Source organism: Bradyrhizobium sp. 17, from assembly GCF_023073515.1.
GTDB classification, from domain to species: domain Bacteria; phylum Pseudomonadota; class Alphaproteobacteria; order Rhizobiales; family Xanthobacteraceae; genus Bradyrhizobium; species Bradyrhizobium canariense_D.
On the sequence record NZ_JADPJQ010000074.1, the window covers coordinates 1 to 22,980 of the forward strand.

The window sequence follows — 22,980 nt, forward strand, 5'->3', positions numbered from 1 at the left end:
CATGGCGCTGATTCTCCGTTTGAGAACCACAGTCGCCCGGCAAACTTCATCGGAAATGAGTCAGACCCAAATTTGAACGCCGATTGACAGACCGCTGACCACGTGAAGGTGAGAGGCCCTCGATCACGCGAACGAGCTATCGGATGACGAGCGTGCGGAGGTAGCCGCCATACCGGTCGGGAGTGGTGCTGCAGGCGGCAGAGTAAGCCCAGGTTTCCGCGTTTGGCCCGAAAAGCCCGGGCGGGCCTTTCGCACGGGCCCCTAACAAGAAGATCTCCAGCCATCTTCAGCAAAGGCCCGTCGGCTCACACTGGCGGGCCATCTCCGGTTACGAGAACGTCGCGGTATCGTTCCCTGTTTTCTCAATGAATCTACGTAAAACTACGGGGCGTCTCATTTGAGACTGCCGTCATTTCAGATCGGCTCTAAACCGGCCTGAATGAAGCATTCAACTGCACGACCATGGGCGAATATCGAGCTTACGTAATCGGGGCTGACGGGCACATCGCGCTTCGGGTGGACTTGGTGCTCCCCGATGAGACGACAGCCCGGAAACGAGCCAAGCAGCTTGTCAATGGACATGCTGTTGAGCTTTGGGAAGGCGCAACCAGGATCGAAAGGTTTGAGCCAGAACAGTAAGGGAGAGCGCCGCCAGGCTCGAAATGCCAGTCCCCCCGGCGGCGCTCTTGTCTCAAACTGGGCACTGAAATCCCAGTCCGTCTTCAATATTGCAATGATTATGCCACAGGCTGATGACAGCGCCTTGCTCGCCCGCCGGCTCTTAGGTCGGCGACTTTTCATTTGGGCGAAAGCCGCCCGTTGCATCGGGCAGATGCATCTTGACGCCAGTTAATGCAAAGGCTGTACTGGCATATTCTGCCACGTTGCGGCCCTTGCAGTTTTTGTGTGTGATTATTTTAGGGGCGTTCCATGCGTAACTTTGCTCGCGCCGATGTCCTGCGCCGCCAGTATCTGGATGCACTCATCTCTGAACTTTCCGAACTCGAAGCCCTTCGCGACCGCGTGCTCGAAGCTGAGCAAAGAAGGATTGGCACGCCGCACCGACGGCGGAGAGGATCAGTCAGAAGAACAGCTAAAGTTCGCGGGCGCCTCTAACCTTCCGCGCTCCACAGACGACTAGTTGCCAGCTTCCCCTTGTAGGCCCAAGCTATAGACAATTCGTGAGTCGGGGGGATTCATGGAACGAAAGCCGTTTGAGAGCATGTCGGTTGAAGAGCTGTGGCGACTCCACACGCTCGTCAATGACGTTCTTGCCGTGAGGCTCGTGGCCAAGAAGGAAGAGCTGGAGCGACGGCTCGGGTTTCTTAACCGAGACGACAAGACTCCTTCGCAATAGGCGTTGAGCGAGAGAGGCTTGCGGCAGCAAAGGTGTAGGAGGACCCGCGGGGGGCTTGCTGAGCTGGCGGGCCTTTCCGTTATGAGAGGCAAGCGACGGTGGCGAGAACAACGTCAGCGCTCAGATCACCCGAATACGCCGCGAAGATAAATCCGGCGCTAACAACAAGCGCAAATGCTTTAAGCGTGATCATTTTGAAATCCCCTCGTTAGTGATGGAAGGCTAGACCCGGACCATTTCCGGAGTCCTTCGCGGCACGCGGCAAACGGTTTCGTTCAGCGAGGCGTTATCCGGAAGATGCTGGCCGCTAAAGGCCGCAGCAGGGGACACTGCTGCGGCCCGCGCGTGGTCAAATGAAGCCGGGTTAAAAGGATCAAGCGAAATATGCAGCCAGCCCCGGTGAAATGATCGTACCGCAGCGTTTCAGGCTTGCAATATGACCGCTTCCACAATCGACAGAAGGCTTAACATGCATCAGTGCACCGGCTCTGCAGTCCATGAGAGTCAGGAACAACTGGCAAATCGGGGCGCGTTCGTCTCTAGCTCCGGGCGATGTCTCGGAGCGGCGCGTAGAACTTCCGGCCTCAGGAATCATCCTCTGGGGCCGGCCTTTTGCAGCACTACCTTAGTGCCAGCCGTCGCCTATGCCGTTTGGCATATGAAAGTTGGCGGTCCGAAGGCAATTTTACCTGCATGGAACACGGACCGGGACATCTTGGCAATTCAAAAGAGACGCCCCAGGCTTAGCGGTCCTGGGACAGGTTAGGCCGGGGCCGCTCCGCCAGCTTGGCGAGCGACGAGACAGCAAGCCGGGCAGTGATGCTAGGTTCCTACAGTTGTCAGCAACCGCACATAGGTGCCGCTCTCGTGCAGCTCCAGCCGGCCCTTCTCGACAGCGCACTCGATGCCGGCGCCGAACTCCGCGCCGCTTGCCTTGAGCGTGTAGAGGAATGGGTAGTTGATCTTCTCGATGTGGATTCTGCCATCCTACTGCCTTGCCCGAAGCCAGCTGAACGAGCTGACGCGCGGCGACTTCCGGATCGGCGGAGCGGCGTTCGGTGACGAGTTTCATTGCTGGAATCAAAACCTCGACCCCATGCTTGGCCTGACTTGCCCGCGACTGTTATGCCAGTTCGGGACGATATGCACAGATTCTGCGGCGCTGCATTCCGAGCAGACCAGACGCAAGCCGATGCGCGACCAGGGCTGATCCTGCGGGAGGGCGTCGAGCCGCACGTCGACCCTACGATCGCAGCGGCCGTTCAGACACTGGATGCTGCAGGTGACATGGCCGCCGGCCAGCCATGCGGGGCTACGGGGCGGATAGTGGCCGGCCCATTTCGTGTATCGGCGAGCGTGCATGCCGCGATCAAAGCGGCATCGTCAGCATCTCGCAAACTATCGATTCCTAGTAGCTCGGACCGCGTGCGAGCTACTGCGAGTCGTGGGTGTGGGAGAGCCGCGTCTTATTTTTTTAGGAGCAATCCCATCTCTCGCGCCATCCGCTTCACCGATCCGGTATGCCGCCCGAGGACTGCCGCAATTTCCGACGCGGCGCGCCGACGTGCCATCGCGGCAAGCCTCTTTCGCTCGCTCTCGGTCCACTGCTTTGGCTTGGATGATTTCATTTCGAGATCATCCGGCCGGCTCGACGAAATCGGTATTGGGAAATTTCCGGGTGGCGACCCTTAACGGCTTGGTGCAGGCCGGAGTCTGATCGCCGACATGGGGCTGGACCAGCGCATCATCGATGAGCTACGGGCGTTCGAGCGGCTTTGCGCGGAGCTAGCGGAGGAGAGTAGGGTGCCGGAAGAGGCAGGCGCACTGCGTGAGCTTGCCGGAGACTACGGTCGCGAGGCCGCCAGATTAACCGTGGTCAAAACCGTAGATTGCTCTCGGGCGCACGCGAAAAAGACGTGTAATGTCAAGAAGGTTGACAGGACACCCCTTCCGCCAAAACACCAGCAAAATCAGCTACTTAGACTTGTAGATTGGCTCCAGCGCACAATCGAACGTACAATCAGCGCGCGCTATCGCGAGCCCGACATTGAGTCAATCTGCCGCACGTTGGCGGCCCAGACTGACGATCCGGTAGAGCGCGCGGCGCTGCTGGAGATCGCCGGCAACTACAGGAAAGCCCCGCCATGTTGAGGCGGCGCGAAGGGCCGCCAGGTGAGGCAACAGGGGTCCTCTGAAGGGCCGAGAACCTACGGCGAATTGACTATCTATTCTTGCGGAACCGGCGCCTAGTAATTCGATCACCGGCCCATCACGGCATATATCGGTGACTGAGAGCCACGTGCTCCCGCCAAATACGCGGAGCCATCTATGGTCAAGCTCATCCCTTCTCTCACTGAACGCCTAACTCAAATGGCGAGCGCCGCTCGAACCCGGGCCGAAGCAACGCCTCCGGGGCCAAAGCGGGAAGCTCTTTTGAAGGCCGCGCAGCTCAGTGAGAACGCGCTGCATATTCAGCAATGGCTGAGCTCCACGAGCTTGCGAAAGCCAACGTAACGATGGGTTCGCAAAGGCCCGCCAGCGTGAACCGGCGCATACGGCCGCCAACTAAGGCAACGTACTTCTACGTGTTCCGCTTATAAATACACGCGCAAGGAACAAACGAAGATTTATTATTAGCGCAATCTGTTCTCGCCCGGAGAACAACGGGCCCGCCGTGAACCGGCGGGCCTGGAGGCTCAGGCTTCGCCCTTGGTCGGGGCAGCCATTGCGGCCAGATCCATCGCGACGGAAACTGAAATCACCGGATCGACATGGCGTAGGTGCGGCTGCTGCTGCGCCGACGAATACGTTCATGATTGATCGCCCGCATGGGGCGAGATCAGCACAACACCGACGAACTCCCGGCAATGGAGCGACTGTGCCGCGACCTGGTGGAGGAGAGCAGGGTGCGAGGCGAGGCCGGCGCGCTGCTTAAGATGGCCGAAAACTTCGGCCGTGAGGTTGCGAGACTAACCGTGGATAGGACCGTAGATTGTTCTCGGCGCAGGTGGAAAAGACGAGCGATTCAGCGAGGTTGACCGGCACCCCTTCCGCCACCTCCTAGTCCAATAGTGCCCTAATCCGTCTTTCTGTGTCGAAGAAGCGCTTGATCTAAAACGGTTGGGTTCGTTGCTTGGGCTTGGTGGCAGCGCGGGCTCCAGCAGCGTGCCCACGTGGTCTGGTGCCGCTCTCGGCGCCGGAGCGGGCGGCCTCTCCATTCCCATGGTCGCAAGCGGCACCAGTTCGGCCCCGAGTGGACTCGCCATGGTGGGCGAGAAAGGTCCCGAGCTGGTCAACCTTCCGCGCGGCGCGCAGGTTTTCAAGCCGGTCAAGCGCGGAGAATGCTGGAGGATCAGAGCGGCCCTGCTGTGGTCATGCAGGACGGTGTGCTGGGAGTAGCTGCCGAACTTGTGGACTGGCCGCTCCGCCGCTACGATTTGCGGCATGGGACAGACCAAAAAGCTGATCGATTGCCACGACTGTGACCACCCGGTTTCACCGAGTGCGTCGGCCTGTCCAAATTGCGGCTCGAAGGTGCCGTTCGGTCCTCCCGTTCTTCACCGCAAAAGGCCCCCGATCTATAACATCGAGGCGCGCAACGACCGCAACATGGTCGTCTTTGCCGTGACGCTGGGAGGCTTAGTCGCAGCTTACGGATTTGCGAAAAGCGCAGGGCCGCTTAGCGCTGCGCTGCTGGTCACATCGTACGGCATGCTGGGTGTGTTGGTGGGCGTCCCGCTTGCGGCGTTGTTCAACGTCACGCGCCGGCTGTGGCGGTAGCGACTCCGGAATCTGGGAAGTCTACGTACCAGCCCAGCGTCGCTCCCGGCGCTCTCATCCGCAATGAGCATGGGCCCTAGTAAGGAAGCGGTGCCATTTCCACACCCGAGTGACAATCCGGGCCACCCCGAATTCCGGTAGTCTTACGGAATCCTTTTTCGGAACACGGTGTTCTACTGTGAGAACACCGGCGAGATTTAAGTACCAGTTTCTAATTTGCCCGGGATGGCCGCAGTGGGGGCTGGAACCACCCTGCGGCCTTTCGCTTTAGCGAAACCCATTTCTAAGTTGAGCCGTACCGTCTCGGAGGCGAAGTCGGCGGAGAATTCGTGAGCATTCAAATCATTATAGCCGCCATGTTGGAGCGCGAGCTAGCGGCGCGCGGCGTGCAATCGTTGGGACCTTCCGATTGCATGGAGATCGTCGAGAACCTGCTTGAGCGCTTGAAAGATCTGGATCGGGAGTTAGCTGCGCGAGGCGCAACGCGGCGGTAGGCTGATGGACAGACGGCCCCGGGGTCGGAAGGGCCGGGGACTGGTTAGACCGAGGCCGCTACGCGGGAGCTTTGGCATTCTCTTGTTCACGATGCAGGTCCGCAGGAGTCGCAATCGATCGCGGATCGACATTTGCGATCGCGGTCTGGCAGGCGAGCAATCCGGTCATCGGGACGCGTCGCGCCGTGAGCACGATGAGTTTTAGATCGTCTTCCGGTGTCCAATGGTCAGTGCGTATTTGTCCGCTCCAGGCTCAAGATGCTGAGGCCAGTCAATTGCCGTGCAGAACAAGCCGCGTCGCTCGATTTCCCGTGCAAGAGCTTCCGCGCGCAGCCTCGCTGGCAATCCGACAAAACGCGCGCCGGCTAGCCTATCTGCTTGAACCTCTTGGCGAATGAACTCGTGCATCCGCAGAATGAAGTGGTCAGAGAGGCCTTCGAATTCGCTCATGCCAGCCAATCGCGTCAGTCAAAGATATAGGCAACCAGAAAGGTGGATGGCTGCCAAGCGATGAACCCAATCGCCTCCAGCGAAACAGCTGTGGCCAGGAGGGCTACAGCGCTGAAGGTGAGGGGAATGACGAGATCAAAAAAGTTGTGGGGCTCGTCTGCATCTGCAGTTTGAAATGCGGTTCTATTGGACATTCGAATATTCCTCTATTCGAGGTCATATCGAGTTCGACGCTCTCAGCCAAACGTTCGCTGGGGTTAACCTGACCGCTAAACCTTAACAGCGGGTCCAGTCCCTATGTGTCGCGGCACAAAACCGATCGACGGCCTTGATCAGTGCGTCCTTCAATCCACCACTCTGCTGCGGCTAACCTCAACAAGCGCAGGGATCAAAGCCGGCTGGCTGCAAGCTCGAAATACTGTGAACACGACGACGCCGCCAAAGCCAAGGCGCTCACGCAACCCCGTTCGGCTTGTGGTGGTCTGCTCCCGACAGTGATTTGTCAGTTGCGGTGGAAATCGAGCGAGAGCGCGATTGTAGTGAAGCCTCGTCTCTGCATTCTATGGTCAGTGCCGCGAGGTCGTGCACCGCACGTAGAAGGAGTGAGGTCCGTTCGAAAAAAGTCGAAGATCAATACAGTTGACAAGAGACCCCTTCCGCCGGTCTATCCGACCGGGTTCTATCCGTCGGGTTTACCCGGACAGGTGATCGGTGAATCAGACATCCAATCCAGCTGCACTCGACAAGCTGAAGCTCCGCATTCAGGCGTTGCGTTCCAAGACCATCGCCAATGGCTGCACCGAGGACGAGGCGCTGTCTGCGGCCGCCAAGGTCGCCGAACTGCTGGATCGCCACGATTTGTCGCTGTCCGACGTCGAACTGCGGGCGTCGCCGTGCGAGCGGAAGGTCTACGAGACTTTTCGCAAGAAGCGAATTCCCCTGGACGACTGCATCGGGGCGATCGCTCGTTTCTGCGATTGTCGGGTCTGGCGCGAGAAGAACACGGCCGGCGAGAGCAGCTATGTGTTCTTCGGCCTCGGCGCGGACATCGAGGTCGCGCATTATCTGGCCGAATTGATCGACGGCGCCGTCCGCGCCGAGCTCGGCCGCTTCAAGACCTCGGTCGACTACAGCAGGTTCCGGCACCAGGAGCGGCATCTGGCCAATGCCTCCTTCGCGCTCGGGATGGTGGGGTCCATCGCGGACAGGCTGGTGGCGATCAAGGCCAGTCGCGATCACATCAACGAAAGCACCGGCCGCGGGCTGGTGGTTCTCAAGACGTCGGTGGTCGATGCGGAGTTCGACAAGCTCGACCTGAAGATGCGGACCCAGCGCAGCAGCAGCCGGATGGTGTCGATGACGGCCTATGAAGCCGGCGGCGCCGCCGGCGCGTCGCTGGCCATCAATCCCGGGCTTGCAGGGTCGCAGTCAAGGACCGCTCCCAAAGGGAGCTGAGCGCGTCGGGGGAGGGCGTGCAGCGTCACCGTCATTGCAGTTCAGTCGATCGACTTCTCGAGCTTCTGGGCTGCCCGGAAGTCGTCCATGTGCTGCAGGTTGGGCCCATACGCAGCCTCCTGGTCAGCAGGTGGTAGATCCGGGCCACGACGGTTTGCAGATGTTTCATTCGTCCGCGCGGCATCGCCCGGGGCCTTGCAAAGGGCTCGGACCGCGTGCGCTCGGAAATAATCAAAAGCGTCTGACATCGCGGACTCAACGTCCCGCGAAACGATTGGTTCTTGGATTGGTCCTCGTTCGCGCGCCCCAAAGCGCCTCCAGGAACGCTGTCGAATGGGAGAACTTAGCTCGTCACGAAGCTATGGGATGGGCGAGGTATGTTCTTCTTTTTCTCGAACCGGCTGGGATGTCTCGGCTCGCTGCTGGTCTCCGGGTTGATCACTCTCGCGCTGCTTGTTCTGTTCGGGATCGTTCGGTTCTAACCGCCCGCGGGTTCAGGAACCTGGCCCTCGCTGACCCGTTGTTGGCACTCTCGTCCAGCCATGGAGGGCGCCCTTGGAAAGTACGATCATCGGAGAATTCGACACGCGCCGCGGCGCCGAGCTTGCGGTTGAGCATGTCGTGCAGGAATGCGGCGTGCCGCGAAGCGACGTCTTCGTCCAGCCCGTCGGTGGCGCGAACACGTCGGGGACACGCCCGGCCGGTCCTGACGCCAAGGCCGCGCCTGCGCCGGAGGGACACCAGAAGCTGGAAGGCCGGATCGAGGTCTCCGTGGATTTTCACGGCGATGCGCCTGAGAAGATCGCGGACGCCTTGAAAGGCGCAGGTGCGAAGACTGTCCGAACCAAGTAGCGGCAATGGGCGACTGTGGCGCCGGAATCCGCGCACGCTGAACGGCCACTCTGGTTCTGAGTCGGGGAACCCCTTGCGCGGTCAGTGCGTTTCAACGCGAACGCAGATTGCGAGGTCTCCCTGCTTCAGAGCTCATCGACCCTGATCCCCGGCGACACCGTCTGGCGGCGGTGCGAGGCGCGGCGTGTGGCGGTTCTGAACGATGCTGCCGCTTATTTCGCGGCCCTGCGGCAGACCCTGCTGCAGGCGCAGGACCTCGTCTATATCGTCGGGTGGGATATCCATAGTGAGACCAGGCTGGTCGGCGAGTCCGGGCGAGCGGATGATGGCTTGCCGGAGCAACTCGGCCCATTCTTGCGCGCGCTGGTCCACCGCCGTCCCACCTTGCACATCAACATTCTCGTCTGGGACTTCGTCTCGTTCTACGCCTCCGAGAGGGAATGGAATTCCGCGGCCAAATTTACCGCCGACACAGATGGCCGCGTCCGGTTTCACCTGGATGCCACGCTTCCCTTTGGGTCGGCCCAACACCAGAAGATCGTCTGTGTCGATGGTTCACTGGCGTTCGTCGGCGGGCTCGATCTGACGATCAGGCGTTGGGACACCAGTGATCATCGCGCCGATCACGCATCGCGCTGTGATCCCCAGGGCAAGCCATACCTGCCGTTTCATGACGTTCAATGCGTGGTCGATGGGGATGCGGCGGCGCAGTTGTTCGACCTCGTGGAGCAACGCTGGCGCGCGGCGGGCCAACAGATTGATGATCGGCGCCCGCTGAAAAGCTTGCGCTGGCCGGCGATTGTTCCGGTCGAGGCTGAACATATTCCGGTGGGTATCGCCAGGACCGAGGTGGTTTGTCCGGCAGGTTCGACGCTCCGGGAGGTCGAACGCTCGCTGATTGCAGCGATGCGGTCCGCGACGAAATTCGTGTACATCGAGAACCAGTTCACCAGCGCCACCAAGATCGCGCGCGAATTGGCGGAGCAGATGCTGCGCGTGCCTTCGCTTCGGGTTCTGATCGTCACCCCAAAACTGCACTCCTCATGGCTGGAATCCCAAGCGATGCAGAACGGCCGGGGCGCTTTCATCGATTGCTTCAGTTCGGCCGGCGTCGCCGATCGCATCCGCTTCGTCTACCCGGTCTCGGGGAACGGGGATACGGAAGCGGCCGTGATGGTGCACAGCAAGCTCATGATCGTCGACGATCGGATCTTGAGGATCGGTTCGGCCAATTTGAACAATCGATCGATGGGTGCCGATAGCGAATGTGACCTGATCTTCGAAGCCGCATCAGACGAGCATCGGGAGTTCATCGCCTCGGTCCGCCGTCGCCTGATCGCCCATTTCTGCGGTCTCGATGAACAGACCGTCGCGCAAAACGAAGATCGTCTTTTTGCGCTCCTGGACGACGTCGCAAGCGGGACGAAGGCGCTGCGGGACGTTGAATCCTCGGTCCTGACCAGCGCTCTGGCCACGATGGTTCAGCCGGTGGCGGACCCTGAGGCGCCTCTTCATCTGGAGCGGGCGGCATCGCGGATGTGGAGCACGAAGACGATCATTGGGATGGTCTCGATCGCCGTGGCGCTTTTTGGACTGGCGATGGCCTGGTCCTACACGTCGTTGAGCGATTTCGCCGACGCGGGCCGGATGTCGACGCTTCTGTCTGCCTATTCGCAGTCCGTTTGGGGTCCGCCATTCGCGATTGCAGCTTTCGTCGTCGGCGGGTTTGTCGTGTTTCCGGTTCTCGTGCTCATTGCGGCGACTGCTGCCGCACTGGGACCATGGCTAGGCTTCGTCACCGCCATGACGGGGGTCGTGCTCAGCGCCTTTATCCTGTTTGCGATCGGACGGGCACTCGGGCGCGAACGCCTCCAGCGTTTGCTCGGACGACGTACCGCGCGCATCCAGGAACGTGTTGTCGGCAAGGGCATTCTGGCTGTCGTCGTCATCCGGATGATCCCGATCGCGCCGTTCTCAGTGGTGAATGTCGTGGCTGGCGCGAGCACGCTGCCTCTGCGTGACTTCCTGGTCGGAACGCTGCTCGGCATGACGCCCGGCATTCTCGCCATGGCAGTTTTGGGGGCTCAGATCGCTGATCTCGCCAGGAACGCGTCCTGGGTCAACATGTTGCTGCTCGCACTGGCGTTCCTGGGCTGGCTCGCGATCTGCGCCGGCGCGCAATTCGTCGCGACGTGGCTCGCCGGGAGGCGCTGATGCGCTTCATGACGTGGAATGTGCATGGCACCTTCAATCTCAATCCGAAGTTCGATCTGGAAGGGATCTGTTCCATCATTCGCAAATGGGCTCCCGATGTCGTCGCGCTTCAGGAGGTGGATTCGCGATCGCGATCGGACGATCCGTTTGCGAAGCTGGCGAGCGTCGTCGGCGATCACGGTGTTCACGCCAAGTCGATCGTCACGGCCGATGGCGACTACGGCCAGACGCTCCTGAGCCGCTTTCCATTCTCCGGCCCGCCCGAGATCGTCGACGTGTCGTATCGTGAGCGGGAGCCGCGCCGAGCGATCGCCGCGGGACTGCTGACACCGGTTGGCGATGTTCGCGTGGTGGCCACGCATCTCGGCCTGAGCATCCACGAGCGCCACGCGCAGGCTCAGGCGCTGGTGAGCCTGGTGAAACCTGGAAGGACCGTCGTCCTCGGGGATTTCAACGACTGGTTCTGGATCAAATCGGTGCGGCGCGTGCTCGCGCAGGTCTGCCCAAACCGTACGCGGCTGCGAACTTTCCCGTCGCATTTGCCCCTGCTGCGGCTTGACCGGATCTATGCGACGTCCGACAGCCCGATCGGGAAGGTTTGGACCGACGAAGGCGCGAGGGCCTATTCAGACCATTTGCCTGTTATTGCAGACATCGAGATCCCTGCGGGGTCAAACGCATCGAAAGTGCGATAAAAAAAGTGCTGTCTGCAGAAGGACTTGGCTACTGTGCATGGGGTTGTTTTCGCACATTATGCAGTCGGCCCGCAGTGCCGCTCAGCGGGACCACGAGGAACTCTTTCCTCACCTCAGCATTATCTGGCCATGACGGAAGACATTTCCTACCGGCGCAAGCCCTTGACTCCCGAGCAGCGGCAGGCGCGCGATGCGACACGCCGTGTCGAAGCCGAAAAAGCCATGCGCGATCATGAAGCTGCGCAGAAGGCGTTTTATGCCAACAAGGAACGGCTAAGGGCCGAACGGTTGGCACGTGAACAGACGGAGGCGAAGGGCTGACCGTACGCGGTCGCCCCGTCAAGGATGTCCTTGCCCGCGAGCGCCGGTCTCAGTGCCGGTGAGGGATGCGGGTCACGCTCAACGCCTGCTTCAGCGCCTGAACGGCACTTGCGAAAGGTCTGCGAGGCGATTGCGCCTCGATCGCTTCGGCTGCGACGCGACAATCGTCAGCGACCTTGAGCAACCCGCCTCGCGCGAGGTCCATGGTGGAGAGAGCTGCCTGCTCCAGGCAGACCCGTTCAAGCCGTCGAAACTCCCGCAGTTCTTTGCTCATGCGTCAGCTCTCGATGTCCCCGGCGCCATGCGGCGCTGAGTCTGCTTAATGAACAGTAAACATCTCTGCCTAGCCGGGTTGGCTGGCGTAGAGCTGGTGGGTGCCTTGGGCACGCCCAGCGGGCTTGACGGCGTTTGGCTTCCGCCGGAAGCTTCCAACGACCCTGAATTGAACCACGGAGACGTTCGCTTCCAGCCAGTCCGATCCCGATCAGCGCAAACGACAATGGAGCTGACCATGACCACGTTCGACAAGCGCGAGCAGGGCTTTGAGGCCAAATTCGTCCACGACGAGGAGCTCATGTTCAAGGCCACGGCCCGGTCCAACAAGCTGCTCGGGCTCTGGGCCGCAACCCAGCTCGGCCTCAGCGGCGATGCCGCGGCCGGCTACGCGACCGCGTTGGTGACGGACCATCTGGAGAGCCAGTCGATGGATGAGATCCTCGACAAGGTGGCAGGCGATCTTGCCGCCAAAGGCGTCGCACGCGAACAGGTCGCAGCCAGGCTTCAGGAATGCTTGCACCATGCGTTGTTGCAACTCGAAGCGGACAAGTGAAAGCAAGCCGGCCCTCGACGGCTGGGATCGGGAGGCGGGCGGTGACTTGCGGAATATCTTGCGGAGTATCTTGCAGCAGCCTCGGCAAATGGGCCGGCGCGATCGCACTCGCTGCTGCGATCCTGGTCGGCTGCAGCGGCGCTGAGGTATCGGCCACGCCGCTGACGCCATTTCGCTACGAGGCGCAGGCGCAGCGTCATTGCCCGCACGACCGGGTTGTCTGGCTCGATTTCAGCAAAGGTGTCTATTACGGCAAAGGCCAGAAGCGGTACGGCCAGGGTTTTGACGGCAGCTTCGTCTGCCTGAGCGAAGCCCGTGACAGTCTTTATCGGCGTTCGCTGCTTGGACTGCGGTAAGCGTATTGTTCGGGAAGTGCTGGGTGCTCAGGCGAAGGCCAATGCCACGAGGCTGGAGCACAGCAGGACCAGACCACCGGCGGTCAATGCCAGGAAGCCATCGGATACGAGGTCATGGTTGCGCATGGGACACCTGCCGCTCTCGTCTGCGATGCTCGATCGGATCGATTAAAAATGTCCGAACGCGCCGTCTTGAAAGGGTGATGCTTGCCGTCCGCGCGAGTGCCTCAGGCCCTCGTGCGGTAACCTTCAAACGCATGGGCCAGGAAGATCCCCGCGCTTACCAAACCCATCAGTGCCGAAACCGTCTCGATCATCGTCTCATTCCATTCCGCCCTGCACGCGAGAAAACGCGGGCGGCCTTGCACAGTCAAAAGAATTCCAGTGAGCGGCGCGACAATGGGGGTGGAGTGAGGATTTGGCGCAACAGAATGTCCAGGCGTGGCACAGAGCAGGGCACCGGCGCCCCGTAGTTCAACGGGGCGAGCGCATACCCCCTGTTTACCATCCCGGCGTGAACGCCGTGCGCTCCCCATTTCCGCCGTGTTCGGGTTGCGTTATCGTTACCACTTCCGACGCGGTGGTGGGCCGCCTCGGAGCAAAGGACCGGACAGCGCTACCCGTAGCCAAAGCGGGTTAGGTACGCCTCCGGCAAAGTGGTATTTGGGGCGAATGGGGATCCAACGGTCAGATTCGGTTTTGCGGGCCGCGCGCGCTGCTGCGATGGCCGCGACCTGCCTTGCGCTCGCCAATTGCGCCTCCTCCAACAAATTCGCCAGCCGGGTCGATCCGAAATACGGCGTGTCCTCGAGCCCCCGGGTCGTGGCTTTGGGCGATCCGGTCCCGAAGGGCGGCGGCGCCTATCGCGTCGGCAAGCCCTATGTGGTGGGTGGCCGGACCTATGTGCCCGAAGAGGACGTCAACTACCGCGCCGAGGGCATGGCGTCCTGGTACGGCGACGATTTCCACGGCCGCCTGACCGCCAATGGCGAGGTGTTCGACATGGGCTCGCTGACCGCGGCGCATCCGACCCTGCCGATGCCGTCCTATGCGCGGGTCACCAACGTCTCGAACGGCAAGTCGCTGATCGTCCGCGTCAATGACCGCGGGCCCTATCACGGCAACCGGCTCATCGACGTCTCGAACAAGGCCGCCGAACTGCTTGAATTCAAAGGCAATGGGATCGCCAAGGTCCGTGTCGAGTATGTCGGCCGGGCGCCGCTGGAAGGCTCCGACGACCGCCAGCTGATGGCCACCTTGCGCACCGGGACCCCGGCGCCGTCACCGTCGATGGTCCGGGTCGCCTCGGCGAGACCCTTCGTGCCGGAGCTGCCATCGTCGAACCGCGGCGCCATGCGCGGCGAAGTTCCGACGCCGGAGGGACGGCCCTACAATCTCGGCAACACCTCCGCCGACATGGCTTCACTCAGTGCGACCTCGGAAATGTCGGCCTCGAGCCGCAACCGGGGCCGGGCGCTCCAGAACGCGCGCGCCGTGTCCTATGACGGGGACGGCCGCTATGCGACCGAGAGCACTCCGTCCGGCGCCTACGCCTCGGATGGCGCTGCCGAGGCCCGCGGCATCCTGAGCGGCCGCGGCCTCTACTGAGCCGCGCTTTCCTTCAGGAAACTCATCAACGCCGCATTCACCTCGTCGGGCCGCTCCTGCTGGACCCAATGGCCGGCGCCCTCGATGATCAGCTTTCGCTTCAGATTGGGCAGCACGCGCTCGAGTTCGTTGACGCGCTTGGCTCCGATCAGGCCGGTGATGACGGCGTCTTTCGAACCGGCAATGAAGAGCGACGGCTGATGGATTTGCGCGTCCTGCCAGGGCGCCGTCAGCTCCCAATTGCGATCGAGGTTGCGATACCAGTTCAGCCCGCCGCGGAAGCCGGACTTGCGGAAGGTTTCGGTGAAATAGGCAAGGTCAGTCTCGGTGAGCCAGGCCGGCACAGGCTCCTCCGGGTTGCCGTGGCCGAGGAATCCCTTGCCCTCCAGCACGAACATGGCTGCGGAGGGATCGGCAAGGCCGCGCCCGCCGAGCACGATGCGCATGGTGCGCGCGACGTCGCGCTCGAACTCGGCTTCGGCAACGCCGGGCGCCTGGAAATACTGCCAATAGAAATTGGTGATGCCGCCCTGGCGCAGGAGATCGAGCGGCTTGCCGCGGCCGCGGAACGGCGGCGGCACGCTCAGCCCGGCGACCGCCGTGAAGAGTCGGGCCGGAACAGCGCCGCGTGCCAAGCCACCGGTGCACCCCAGTCGTGGCCGACCACCATGGCCTTGGTCTCGCCAAGCGCCTGCACGAGGCCGACGATATCGCCGACCGTGTCGAAGATCGAATAGGCCGTCGCCTCGGGCGGCGCTGAGCTCTGGCCATAGCCGCGCATGTCGGGGGCGACGACGCGAAACCCGGCCTGCGCCAGCGCCGGGATCTGGTGGCGCCAGGAGTAGGAGAGTTCCGGCCAGCCGTGGCACAGCACCACCAGCGGCCCCTGACCGGCTTCACGGATGAACAGGTCGATCCCGTTGGCCTTGATCACGCGGGTGGATGACATCGCTTTTCCGCCTTGTTTCAGGGGTTTGGTCAGAAAATCTGAGGTGCCACGATAGGGGCGGGACGAGAATCGTGCAATCTCGGGACAAGCGGCCACCCCGTGTTGTTTGCACCGGCTCCAACTGTTAGAACGCCGCTCTCAGGGCTTGGCCATGGAATTTCATCTTTCCTCGTTTAGGCGCACCCGGTTTACCGCCGGAGCGCTGGCGCGCGGGCTGATCGCGACGGCTCTGGTGGCGGCCATTGGCTGGAGCGGGGCGCTCTACGCCGCCAACCAGAGCGTCCAGGGCGCCAAGAAAACAGATGATTCCGGCTTCGACGGCGACGCCCCGACCGCGATCCTGATCGAGGCCTCCAGCGGCAGTGTGCTGTTCGAGAAGAACGCCGACGAGCTCCGCGCGCCCTCGAGCATGATGAAGCTGATGACCGCCGAGGTCGTCTTCAACGCCATCAAGAAGGGCGACATCAAGCTGACCGACGAATACCGGATCAGCGAGAACGCCTGGCGCAAGGGCGGCGCACCCTCCGGCGGCTCGACCATGTTCGCCGCCATCAACAGCAAGGTCACGGTCGACGATCTCCTGCACGGGGCGATCATCCAGAGCGGCAACGACGCCTGCATTGCGCTGGCCGAGGCCATGGCGGGCAGCGAGCGGATTTTCGCCGCCGACTTCATGACCAAGCGAGCTCGCGAGCTTGGCCTCACGAAATCGACCTTCGGCAATTCCAACGGCCTGCCGGACCCCGCCAACAAGATGACGGTGCGCGAGCTCGGCATTCTCGCCCGGCACATCATTCTCGACTTCCCCGAATTCTACAAACTGTTCGGCGAGAAGGAATACACCTGGAACAAGATCCGCCAGCCCAACCGCAATCCGCTGCTCAATTCGATGGAAGGCGCCGACGGTCTGAAGACCGGCTACACCAAGGAAGGCGGCTACGGCATGGTCGGCTCGGCGGTGCAGAACGGCACGCGGCTGATCGTCGTCATTAACGGGCTGGAAGACCCCGACGATCGCGCGACCGAAGCCAAGAAGATGCTTGAATGGGGTTTTCGCAATTTCGAGACCCGCACCCTGATCGCGGCCGATCAGCCGGTCGGCTACGCCAAGGTGTTCGGCGGCGAGAGCCGCTCGGTCAAACTGGTCGCCAAGACGCCCGTGAAGGTGATGGTGCACAAGAACGGCAGCGACAAGCTGATCGCGCGCGTCGTCTATAACGGCCCGGTGCGCGCGCCGGTCGAGGCCGGGCAGAAGGTCGGGCTGGTCAGGGTCTGGCGCAGCGGCAACATCGCAGTGGAGACGCCGGTCTATGCCGCTGACGCGATCGGCACCGGCTCGACCGTGCGCCGCGCGATCGACGGCGCCAGCGAGCTGGTGATCGGCATGTTCCGTGCGGGCGCCGAGAAGCTCTGATCATGAGTGAAAGCGCGGTAAAGTGGCCGTCCGGACGCGGGCGTTTCGTCACCTTTGAAGGCGGCGAGGGGACGGGCAAGTCGACCCAGATCAAGAAGCTCGCCGACCGTCTCAAGGCCGCCAGGATGCGTATCCTCGTCACGCGCGAGCCGGGCGGCTCGCCGGGCGCCGAGATCATGCGCCATCTGGTGCTGTCAGGCATGGGCAAGCTGCTCGGACCCGAAGCCGAGACGCTGCTGTTCGCGGCCGCCCGCGACGATCATGTCCACACCGTGATCCAGCCAGCGCTCAACCAGGGCACGTGGGTGCTGTGCGACCGCTTCGCCGACTCGACGCGGGCCTATCAGGGCAGCCTCGGCCGCGTGCCGGCCGCGCTGATCAACGCGATGGAGCGGGTCACGATCGGCGATCTCAAGCCGGACCTCACCATCATCCTCGACCTGCCGGTCGAGATCGGCCTGCAGCGCGCGGCCGCGCGCCGCGGCAGCGGCACGCCGGACAGGTTCGAGGCCGAGAAGCTCGGTTTCCATCAGGGCCTGCGCGAAGCCTATCGCAAGATCGCGGCGGACGATCCCGCGCGCTGCGTGCTGATCGACGCCAATTCCGATCCCGACACGGTTGCCGGACGCATCTGGATCGCGATGCGTGATCGCCTGCTCCCGACGCCGGCAACGGTGGTGTCCATATGAGCCCGCGTCAGACCGAGCGCGAAACTGCCATGTCTCATCCGCGCGAGACGAGCGTTCTGTTCGGCCATCGCGAGGCCGAGACCGCGCTGCTCGCCGCCTATCGCAGCGGGCGCATCCCGCACGCCTGGCTGATCGGCGGGCCGCAAGGCATCGGCAAGGCGACGCTGGCGTATCGGATGGCGCGCTTCGTGCTCGCTCACGGCCAGCCGCTGGCGCCTTCCGTGCAGCGCGCCGAAGACCTCGCCATCAATCCCGATCACGCCGTGGCACGGCAGGTTGCTGCGAGTTCGCACGGTGGCCTGCTGACGCTGGAGCGCACCGCCAACGACCGCGGCGTAATGCGCACCGTGATCACCGTGGACGAAACGCGCGAGACGATCGGTTTCTTCGGCTCGACCGCGACAGCCGAAGGCTGGCGCGTCTGCATCGTCGACACCGTCGACGAGCTCAATCCGAATGCCGCCAACGCGCTGCTGAAAATTCTCGAGGAGCCGCCGCAGCAATCGCTGTTCCTGCTGGTGAGCCACGCGCCGGCGCGCGTGCTCGCCACGATCCAATCGCGCTGCCGCAAGCTGCGTCTCCGCGCGCTCGCAACCGACGACGTGATTGCTGCAGCCGCAACCGCTGCCGATCTCGACCCGAACGATCCGGCGTTGCGCGAGGCGGCGGAGGCGTCCGAGGGCAGCGTCGCGCGGGCGCTGACGCTGCTCGGCGGTGACGCCCTGAAGCTTCAGCAGCGCACGGCCGCGCTGCTGGCGCGACTGCCGCAGGTCGATCCGCGCGAATTGCATACGCTCGGCGAATCGCTCGGCACCAGCGACCGCGTTGCGCTTGCCGCCTTCATCGACGGCATCGATCGCTGGATCGCGGAACGCCTGCACGCCGACGAGGCCAATGCCAACCAGAACCTGCCGCGCCTTGCGCGCCTAGCTGAGGTATGGGAAAAGATCGTCCGCGCCGCGCGCGACACCGAAACCTATAATCTGGAGCGAAAGCCCTTAGTCTTCTCGGTGTTCGGCTGGCTGGCGGACGCAACGCGCTAGAGCATGATCCGGAAAAGTGTGCAGCGGTTTTTCCGATAGGATCGTGCTCAAGACAATAAACTAACGCAGGTTCGTTTCCCAATTTCGAGAAGCCGGTAAAGGAATTCGTCGTGGCAGCGCGAGCTAAGAAAATCGCTAAAGGCAAGAGCAGCAAGAAGAAGGCTGCCACCAAGGCCGTCAAGAAAGGCGCGAAGAAGGCCGTGAACGCGCGCGCGCGCAAAGCTGCCAAGAACGTCAAGAAAGCCACGAAGACCAAAAAGACGGCCGCCAAAAAAACCGGGAAGAAGAGCGCCGCGAAGACGGCAAAGAAGGCAGCGAAGAAGCAGGTCGTCGCCAAGAAGACGGTGAAGACAGGAACCAAAAAGCCAGCCAAGGCTTCGGCGAAGAACAGGGCCTCGGCGAAGAAGATAGCCAAGACGGCGAGGGTGGCTGCGTCCGCAGTGACCGCCGCACCAGCTCCTGTCGCGACGCCGCCGAAGACTGCGAAGCCCGATGTATCGAAACCCAAGGCCCCGCGCGCGCCGAAGTCCATCGCAGCGCCGCACGCCAACACGCCCGTGGCCGTCCCCGCGCGCGACAACGTCTTCTACATCACGACTGCGATCGCCTATCCCAATGGCAGCCCGCATATCGGCCACGCCTATGAGGCGATCGCGACCGATACGTTGGCGCGCTTCGCGCGACTCGACGGCAAGGATGTGTTCTTCCTGACCGGCACCGACGAGCACGGCCAGAAGATGGTTCAGACCGCGGCCGGCGAAAAAATGTCCGTCTCGGAGCTCGCCGCCCGCAATGCCGGCCGTTTCAAGCAAATGGACGAGCGCCTGAACGTGTCGTTCGACCGCTTCATCCGCACCACCGAGGAGCAGCATCACCGCTCCAGCCAGGAGATCTGGCGGCGCATGGAAGCGAACGGGGATATCTATGCCGACATCTATGCCGGCTGGTATTCCGTGCGCGACGAAGCCTATTACGCGGAGGACGAGACGCGCCTGAACGAGGACGGCGTGAGGCTCGGGCCGCAGGGCACGCCGGTCGAATGGGTCGAGGAGAAGAGCTACTTCTTCCGCCTGTCGGCCTATCAGGACAAGCTGCTCAAGCTGTACGAGACGCAGCCCAATTTCATTGGGCCCGACTCCCGCAAGAACGAGGTGGTGAGCTTCGTCAAGGGTGGCCTGCGCGACCTCTCGATCTCGCGCACGACGTTCGACTGGGGTGTCAAGGTGCCCGGCGACGAAGATCACGTGATGTATGTCTGGGTCGACGCGCTCACCAACTACATCACCGGCGTCGGCTTCCCCGACGAGAGCGACAACAACTGGCGTTATTGGCCTGCCGACGTGCACATCATCGGCAAGGACATCATCCGCTTCCATGCGGTGTACTGGCCGGCTTTCCTGCTGTCGGCCGGGATCCCCCTCCCGAAGCGGGTCTATGCCCATGGCTTCCTGTTCAGCAGGGGCGAGAAGATGTCGAAGTCGGTCGGCAACGTGGTCGATCCCTTTAACCTCGCCGACCAGTACGGCGTCGACCAGATGCGCTATTTCTTTCTGCGCGAGGTGCCGTTCGGCCAGGACGGCAACTACAATCACGAGGCCATCGTCGCGCGCATCAATGCCGATCTCGCCAACGATCTCGGCAATCTCGCGCAGCGCTCGCTGTCGATGATCGCGAAGCAGCTCGGCGGCGTGCTCCCGGAGCCCGGCGAATTCAGCGATAACGACAAGGCGATCCTGTCACAGGCTGACGACATGCTCGCGGCGTCCCGCGAAGCGATGGCGACGCAGCAAATCCATCACTGGCTCAATGCCGTGTGGGCCGTGGTCGCGGAAGCCAACCGCTATTTCGCGGGCGAAGCGCCGTGGGCGCTCGCCAAGACCGATCCTGTCAGGCAGAGGACGGTGCTCTACGTCACCGCCGAAGTCGTGCGCCAGATCGCAATCCTGGCCCAGCCGGCGATGCCGACGGCCTCGGGATTGCTGCTGAACAGCCTCGGTATCCCCGAAGCGGAGCGCAACTTCGCCGCGCTTGGTGGCGCAACGCGCATCGCGCCCGGTACGACGCTGCCCGCGCCGACGCCGGCCTTCCCCCGCTATATCGAGCCGGCAGCCTAAAGGCGTTCGCACCATGCTGGTCGACAGCCACTGCCATTTGGATTTTCCGGATTTTGCGGAGGATCTCGACGGGATCGTGTCGCGGGCGCGAGCGGCCGGCATCGGCCGCATGGTCACGATCTCGACGCGGGTGAGGAAACTGAACCAGCTTTTGGCCATCTCCGAGCGCTATGACGACGTCTATTGCTCGGTCGGCACCCATCCGCATAACGCTGATGAAGAAGACGGCATCGCGCCGGACGAGCTGATCGCTTTGACGCAGCATCCCAAGGTCGTCGCGCTCGGCGAAGCCGGGCTCGACTATTTCTACGACAACGGCTCGCCGGAGGCGCAGGCGAGGGGCTTTCGTGCCCACATCGCCGCCGCCCGCGCCACCGGCCTGCCGCTGGTGATCCACACCCGCGAGGCTGACCAGGATTGCGGCCGTATCCTTGAAGAGGAGACGGCAAAGGGATCGTTTCGCGCGGTGTTGCATTGTTACACCGGCGGGCGCGAGCTGGCGCTGAAGGCGGTCTCGCTCGGGCTCTATATCGGCTTCACGGGCATCCTGACCTTCAAGAAGTCCGAGGCCTTGCGCGCGCTTGCGGCCGAACTGCCGTCCGACCGTATTCTGGTTGAAACAGACTCGCCCTACCTTGCGCCGGGCAAGTTCCGGGGCAAGCGCAACGAACCGGCCTATGTGGTCGAGGTCGCAAAAGTGCTCGCCGAAACACGCGGCGTGTCGTTTGACGAGATCTCGCGCCAGACAAGCGAAAACTTCTTTCGCCTGTTCTCCAGGGTGAAACCTTAGAACTGGGAGCCGCATGACGCTGACGCTGACGATCCTGGGCTGCGGCTCCTCCGCCGGCGTGCCGCGTCCGGCACTCGGCTGGGGTGCCTGCGATCCCAACAATCCCAAGAACCGCCGTCGCCGCTGTTCGCTGCTGGTCGAGCAGACATCGGGCGAGGGCACCACGCGTATCGTGATCGACACCTCGCCTGACCTGCGCGAGCAATTGCTCTCGACCAATGTCGACCACATCGATGCCGTGTTCCTGACCCACGAGCACGCCGATCAGACCCACGGCATGGACGACCTGCGTTCGGTCGTGATGCACATGCGCCGGCGGATTCCGACCTATCTCAATCAGACGACTGCGAACGACATCATGTCGCGGTTCTCCTATTGCTTCGTCTCACCGGCGGGCAGCGACTATCCGCCGATCCTGACGGCGCAGTCGATCGAGGCCGGTGACAGCCAGACCATCCAGGGGAAGGGCGGCCCGGTGACGATGACGGCCTTCCTGGTGCAGCACGGCAACATTCCCGCGCTGGGCTATCGCATCGGCGATGCCGCCTACACGCCCGATCTCAACGACATCCCACGCGAGAGCTGGAGCGCGCTGGAAAATCTGGATCTCTGGATCGTCGATGGCCTGCGCTACACCAGCCATGTCAGCCATTTCAGCATCAACGACGCGTTGTCCTGGATCGAGCGCTTCAAGCCGAAGCGCGCCGTCATCACCAACATGACGGCCGACGTCGATTATGAGGTGATCCGGCAGTCGCTGCCGGCGGGAGTGGTGCCCGCGTATGACGGGCTGCGGCTGGAGACCCGCTGAACCTGCGGGGGAAATTCCGGCGAGAGCCGGCATACTCCTTGCTTGCGCTAGCCCCATCATGTTGATCTAACGTCTGAAAGACAGGCGCCGGGCAGGGGCGATATTCATGCAGGACCGGCGCGCGACGTGCGATCGCCGGGACCTTCTGAATCGCTTCGTATGAGGATGGGGATCGCGTTGGCAGGGGACGATGTCACGAGCCGGGGGCCGGTGCGACGCGCGCTAGATCTCCTTTATCTCGGTGCGGGCTACGCCGCCGGAGCCTTCATGGTTGCGATCTTTGCAATCATGATGATCATGTCGATCGGGCGCCAGTTTGCGGTCAACATTCCCGCCGGCGATGATTTCGCCTCATGGTGCATGGCCGCGATGGCATTCCTCGGCCTCGCTCACACCTTCAAGCGCGGAGAGATGATCCGGGTCGGCCTGTTGCTGGAGCGTCTGCATGGGCGCTCCAAACAGGTGGCGGAGGTCGTGGCCCTTGGTATTGCCGCCGCTTTCATCCTCTATTTCACCCGGCATGCCGTGCAGATGACCTACGATTCCTGGCGCTTCAACGACGTGGCGCAGGGCGTCGTCGCGCTTCCGCTCTGGATTCCGCAGCTCGGGTTTTCCGGCGGACTCGTGATCCTCTCGATCGCGCTCATTGATGAAATGGTCAGTGTCATCAGCGGCAACCGGCCGAGCTACGAGAAGGGCTCGCCGGACGAGACTCCGGACGAATTCATCGAGCGGATATCGCAGGGCGGCGGAGGTTGA

General features: G+C 62.5%; 23 protein-coding genes and 2 pseudogenes. 20 read left to right on the plus strand and 5 right to left on the minus strand.

Annotation, left to right across the window (positions count from 1 at the left end):
* Nucleotides 1–574 precede the first annotated feature (574 nt).
* The 5 genes from IVB13_RS15095 to IVB13_RS15115 all read left to right on the plus strand — a co-directional run bounded on the left by IVB13_RS15095 (nt 575) and on the right by IVB13_RS15115 (nt 5,631).
* Nucleotides 575–853, plus strand: a complete 279-nt coding sequence (locus IVB13_RS15095; RefSeq protein ID WP_247489425.1) for a hypothetical protein — start codon at nt 575–577, stop codon at nt 851–853.
* A 1,462-nt stretch (nt 854–2,315) separates the two neighbouring features.
* On the plus strand, nt 2,316–2,567 hold the full coding sequence (locus IVB13_RS40410; RefSeq protein ID WP_346731708.1) for a hypothetical protein: 252 nt from the start codon (nt 2,316–2,318) through the stop codon (nt 2,565–2,567).
* A 515-nt stretch (nt 2,568–3,082) separates the two neighbouring features.
* Nucleotides 3,083–3,508 (plus strand): hypothetical protein, encoded by a 426-nt coding sequence (locus IVB13_RS15105; RefSeq protein WP_247489426.1) that lies wholly within the window; start codon nt 3,083–3,085, stop codon nt 3,506–3,508.
* 1,293 nt (nt 3,509–4,801) lie between these two features.
* On the plus strand, nt 4,802–5,137 hold the full coding sequence (locus tag IVB13_RS15110) for a hypothetical protein (RefSeq protein WP_247489428.1): 336 nt from the start codon (nt 4,802–4,804) through the stop codon (nt 5,135–5,137).
* Between the two features lie 329 nt (nt 5,138–5,466).
* Complete coding sequence (locus IVB13_RS15115) at nt 5,467–5,631, plus strand: hypothetical protein (RefSeq protein WP_198957648.1); 165 nt, start codon at nt 5,467–5,469, stop codon at nt 5,629–5,631.
* A 201-nt stretch (nt 5,632–5,832) separates the two neighbouring features.
* Here the strand turns inward: IVB13_RS15115 and IVB13_RS15120 are convergent, their stop codons facing one another.
* Nucleotides 5,833–6,081 (minus strand): hypothetical protein, encoded by a 249-nt coding sequence (locus tag IVB13_RS15120; protein WP_018457872.1) that lies wholly within the window; start codon nt 6,079–6,081, stop codon nt 5,833–5,835.
* A 14-nt stretch (nt 6,082–6,095) separates the two neighbouring features.
* Nucleotides 6,096–6,275, minus strand: coding sequence for a hypothetical protein (locus IVB13_RS15125; protein WP_085385231.1), 180 nt, complete (start codon nt 6,273–6,275; stop codon nt 6,096–6,098).
* 517 nt (nt 6,276–6,792) lie between these two features.
* Between IVB13_RS15125 and IVB13_RS15130 the strand changes: the two genes are divergently transcribed.
* Complete coding sequence (locus IVB13_RS15130) at nt 6,793–7,536, plus strand: DUF2786 domain-containing protein (RefSeq protein WP_204511201.1); 744 nt, start codon at nt 6,793–6,795, stop codon at nt 7,534–7,536.
* Nucleotides 7,537–7,577: 41 nt separating this feature from the next.
* Here the strand turns inward: IVB13_RS15130 and IVB13_RS40415 are convergent.
* A pseudogene (locus tag IVB13_RS40415) lies at nt 7,578–7,784 on the minus strand (hypothetical protein).
* 307 nt (nt 7,785–8,091) lie between these two features.
* Here IVB13_RS40415 and IVB13_RS15135 point away from each other — a divergent pair.
* The 4 genes from IVB13_RS15135 (at nt 8,092) to IVB13_RS15150 (ending at nt 11,618) form a co-directional block, all read left to right on the plus strand.
* On the plus strand, nt 8,092–8,388 hold the full coding sequence (locus IVB13_RS15135) for a hypothetical protein (RefSeq protein ID WP_018457868.1): 297 nt from the start codon (nt 8,092–8,094) through the stop codon (nt 8,386–8,388).
* Nucleotides 8,389–8,574: 186 nt separating this feature from the next.
* The gene (locus tag IVB13_RS15140) at nt 8,575–10,602 is read left to right on the plus strand and encodes a VTT domain-containing protein (RefSeq protein ID WP_026233456.1); all 2,028 of its coding nucleotides are present in this window, start codon (nt 8,575–8,577) and stop codon (nt 10,600–10,602) included.
* Complete coding sequence (locus IVB13_RS15145; protein ID WP_039800285.1) at nt 10,602–11,297, plus strand: endonuclease/exonuclease/phosphatase family protein; 696 nt, start codon at nt 10,602–10,604, stop codon at nt 11,295–11,297. Before IVB13_RS15140 ends, IVB13_RS15145 begins: the two co-directional genes overlap by 1 nt.
* A 129-nt stretch (nt 11,298–11,426) precedes the next feature.
* On the plus strand, nt 11,427–11,618 hold the full coding sequence (locus IVB13_RS15150; RefSeq protein ID WP_018457865.1) for a hypothetical protein: 192 nt from the start codon (nt 11,427–11,429) through the stop codon (nt 11,616–11,618).
* A gap of 49 nt (nt 11,619–11,667) precedes the next feature.
* On the opposite strand, the gene IVB13_RS15155 is transcribed toward IVB13_RS15150, so the two are convergent.
* Nucleotides 11,668–11,892, minus strand: a complete 225-nt coding sequence (locus IVB13_RS15155) for a hypothetical protein (protein ID WP_247296740.1) — start codon at nt 11,890–11,892, stop codon at nt 11,668–11,670.
* 237 nt (nt 11,893–12,129) lie between these two features.
* On the opposite strand from IVB13_RS15155, the gene IVB13_RS15160 reads away from it, so the two are divergent.
* The 3 genes from IVB13_RS15160 to IVB13_RS15170 all read left to right on the plus strand — a co-directional run bounded on the left by IVB13_RS15160 (nt 12,130) and on the right by IVB13_RS15170 (nt 14,411).
* A complete protein-coding gene (locus IVB13_RS15160; protein WP_026233455.1) occupies nt 12,130–12,447 on the plus strand; it encodes a DUF1476 domain-containing protein in 318 nt (105 codons plus the stop codon).
* A 41-nt stretch (nt 12,448–12,488) separates the two neighbouring features.
* Nucleotides 12,489–12,803, plus strand: a complete 315-nt coding sequence (locus IVB13_RS15165; protein ID WP_018457862.1) for a hypothetical protein — start codon at nt 12,489–12,491, stop codon at nt 12,801–12,803.
* A gap of 672 nt (nt 12,804–13,475) precedes the next feature.
* Nucleotides 13,476–14,411 carry a septal ring lytic transglycosylase RlpA family protein gene (locus tag IVB13_RS15170; RefSeq protein ID WP_247489430.1) on the plus strand — a complete coding sequence of 312 codons (936 nt, stop codon included), beginning with the start codon at nt 13,476–13,478 and terminating at the stop codon, nt 14,409–14,411.
* Here the strand turns inward: IVB13_RS15170 and IVB13_RS39975 are convergent.
* Nucleotides 14,405–15,360 (minus strand): annotated as a pseudogene (locus IVB13_RS39975) (alpha/beta hydrolase). The gene IVB13_RS15170 and the pseudogene IVB13_RS39975 overlap by 7 nt on opposite strands.
* Nucleotides 15,361–15,511: 151 nt before the next feature.
* Between IVB13_RS39975 and IVB13_RS15185 the strand changes: the two are divergent.
* From IVB13_RS15185 to IVB13_RS15215, 7 genes are all read left to right on the plus strand, one after another.
* Nucleotides 15,512–16,774: a D-alanyl-D-alanine carboxypeptidase family protein gene (locus tag IVB13_RS15185; protein ID WP_204511195.1), complete on the plus strand. Its 1,263-nt coding sequence runs from the start codon at nt 15,512–15,514 to the stop codon at nt 16,772–16,774.
* A 2-nt stretch (nt 16,775–16,776) separates the two neighbouring features.
* Complete coding sequence (tmk, locus tag IVB13_RS15190) at nt 16,777–17,463, plus strand: dTMP kinase (RefSeq protein ID WP_018457857.1); 687 nt, start codon at nt 16,777–16,779, stop codon at nt 17,461–17,463.
* Entirely contained in the window at nt 17,460–18,506 is a 1,047-nt protein-coding gene (locus IVB13_RS15195) for a DNA polymerase III subunit delta' (protein WP_247296747.1), read from the plus strand. Before tmk ends, IVB13_RS15195 begins: the two co-directional genes overlap by 4 nt.
* 110 nt (nt 18,507–18,616) lie before the next feature.
* Nucleotides 18,617–20,620: a methionine--tRNA ligase gene (gene metG, locus IVB13_RS15200; protein ID WP_247489433.1), complete on the plus strand. Its 2,004-nt coding sequence runs from the start codon at nt 18,617–18,619 to the stop codon at nt 20,618–20,620.
* 13 nt (nt 20,621–20,633) lie between these two features.
* Entirely contained in the window at nt 20,634–21,410 is a 777-nt protein-coding gene (locus IVB13_RS15205) for a TatD family hydrolase (protein WP_204511191.1), read from the plus strand.
* A 13-nt stretch (nt 21,411–21,423) separates the two neighbouring features.
* Nucleotides 21,424–22,221, plus strand: coding sequence for an MBL fold metallo-hydrolase (locus IVB13_RS15210; protein WP_247296751.1), 798 nt, complete (start codon nt 21,424–21,426; stop codon nt 22,219–22,221).
* A gap of 165 nt (nt 22,222–22,386) precedes the next feature.
* The gene (locus IVB13_RS15215) at nt 22,387–22,980 is read left to right on the plus strand and encodes a TRAP transporter small permease (RefSeq protein WP_018457852.1); all 594 of its coding nucleotides are present in this window, start codon (nt 22,387–22,389) and stop codon (nt 22,978–22,980) included.

Excerpts from the sequence above, each read along its gene's own strand:
- IVB13_RS15095 (WP_247489425.1), top strand. The coding sequence starts at position 575 with ATGGACATGCTGTTGAGCTTTGGGAAGGCGCAACCAGGATCGAAAGGT.
- IVB13_RS15105 (WP_247489426.1), top strand. The coding sequence starts at position 3,083 with ATGGGGCTGGACCAGCGCATCATCGATGAGCTACGGGCGTTCGAGCGG.
- IVB13_RS15110 (WP_247489428.1), top strand. The coding sequence starts at position 4,802 with ATGGGACAGACCAAAAAGCTGATCGATTGCCACGACTGTGACCACCCG.
- IVB13_RS15120 (WP_018457872.1), bottom strand. The coding sequence starts at position 6,081 with ATGAGCGAATTCGAAGGCCTCTCTGACCACTTCATTCTGCGGATGCAC.
- IVB13_RS15125 (WP_085385231.1), bottom strand. The coding sequence starts at position 6,275 with ATGTCCAATAGAACCGCATTTCAAACTGCAGATGCAGACGAGCCCCAC.
- IVB13_RS15145 (WP_039800285.1), top strand. The coding sequence starts at position 10,602 with ATGCGCTTCATGACGTGGAATGTGCATGGCACCTTCAATCTCAATCCG.
- IVB13_RS15150 (WP_018457865.1), top strand. The coding sequence starts at position 11,427 with ATGACGGAAGACATTTCCTACCGGCGCAAGCCCTTGACTCCCGAGCAG.
- IVB13_RS15155 (WP_247296740.1), bottom strand. The coding sequence starts at position 11,892 with ATGAGCAAAGAACTGCGGGAGTTTCGACGGCTTGAACGGGTCTGCCTG.
- IVB13_RS15160 (WP_026233455.1), top strand. The coding sequence starts at position 12,130 with ATGACCACGTTCGACAAGCGCGAGCAGGGCTTTGAGGCCAAATTCGTC.
- IVB13_RS15170 (WP_247489430.1), top strand. The coding sequence starts at position 13,476 with ATGGGGATCCAACGGTCAGATTCGGTTTTGCGGGCCGCGCGCGCTGCT.
- IVB13_RS15185 (WP_204511195.1), top strand. The coding sequence starts at position 15,512 with ATGGAATTTCATCTTTCCTCGTTTAGGCGCACCCGGTTTACCGCCGGA.
- tmk (WP_018457857.1), top strand. The coding sequence starts at position 16,777 with ATGAGTGAAAGCGCGGTAAAGTGGCCGTCCGGACGCGGGCGTTTCGTC.
- IVB13_RS15195 (WP_247296747.1), top strand. The coding sequence starts at position 17,460 with ATGAGCCCGCGTCAGACCGAGCGCGAAACTGCCATGTCTCATCCGCGC.
- IVB13_RS15205 (WP_204511191.1), top strand. The coding sequence starts at position 20,634 with ATGCTGGTCGACAGCCACTGCCATTTGGATTTTCCGGATTTTGCGGAG.
- IVB13_RS15210 (WP_247296751.1), top strand. The coding sequence starts at position 21,424 with ATGACGCTGACGCTGACGATCCTGGGCTGCGGCTCCTCCGCCGGCGTG.
- IVB13_RS15215 (WP_018457852.1), top strand. The coding sequence starts at position 22,387 with ATGGGGATCGCGTTGGCAGGGGACGATGTCACGAGCCGGGGGCCGGTG.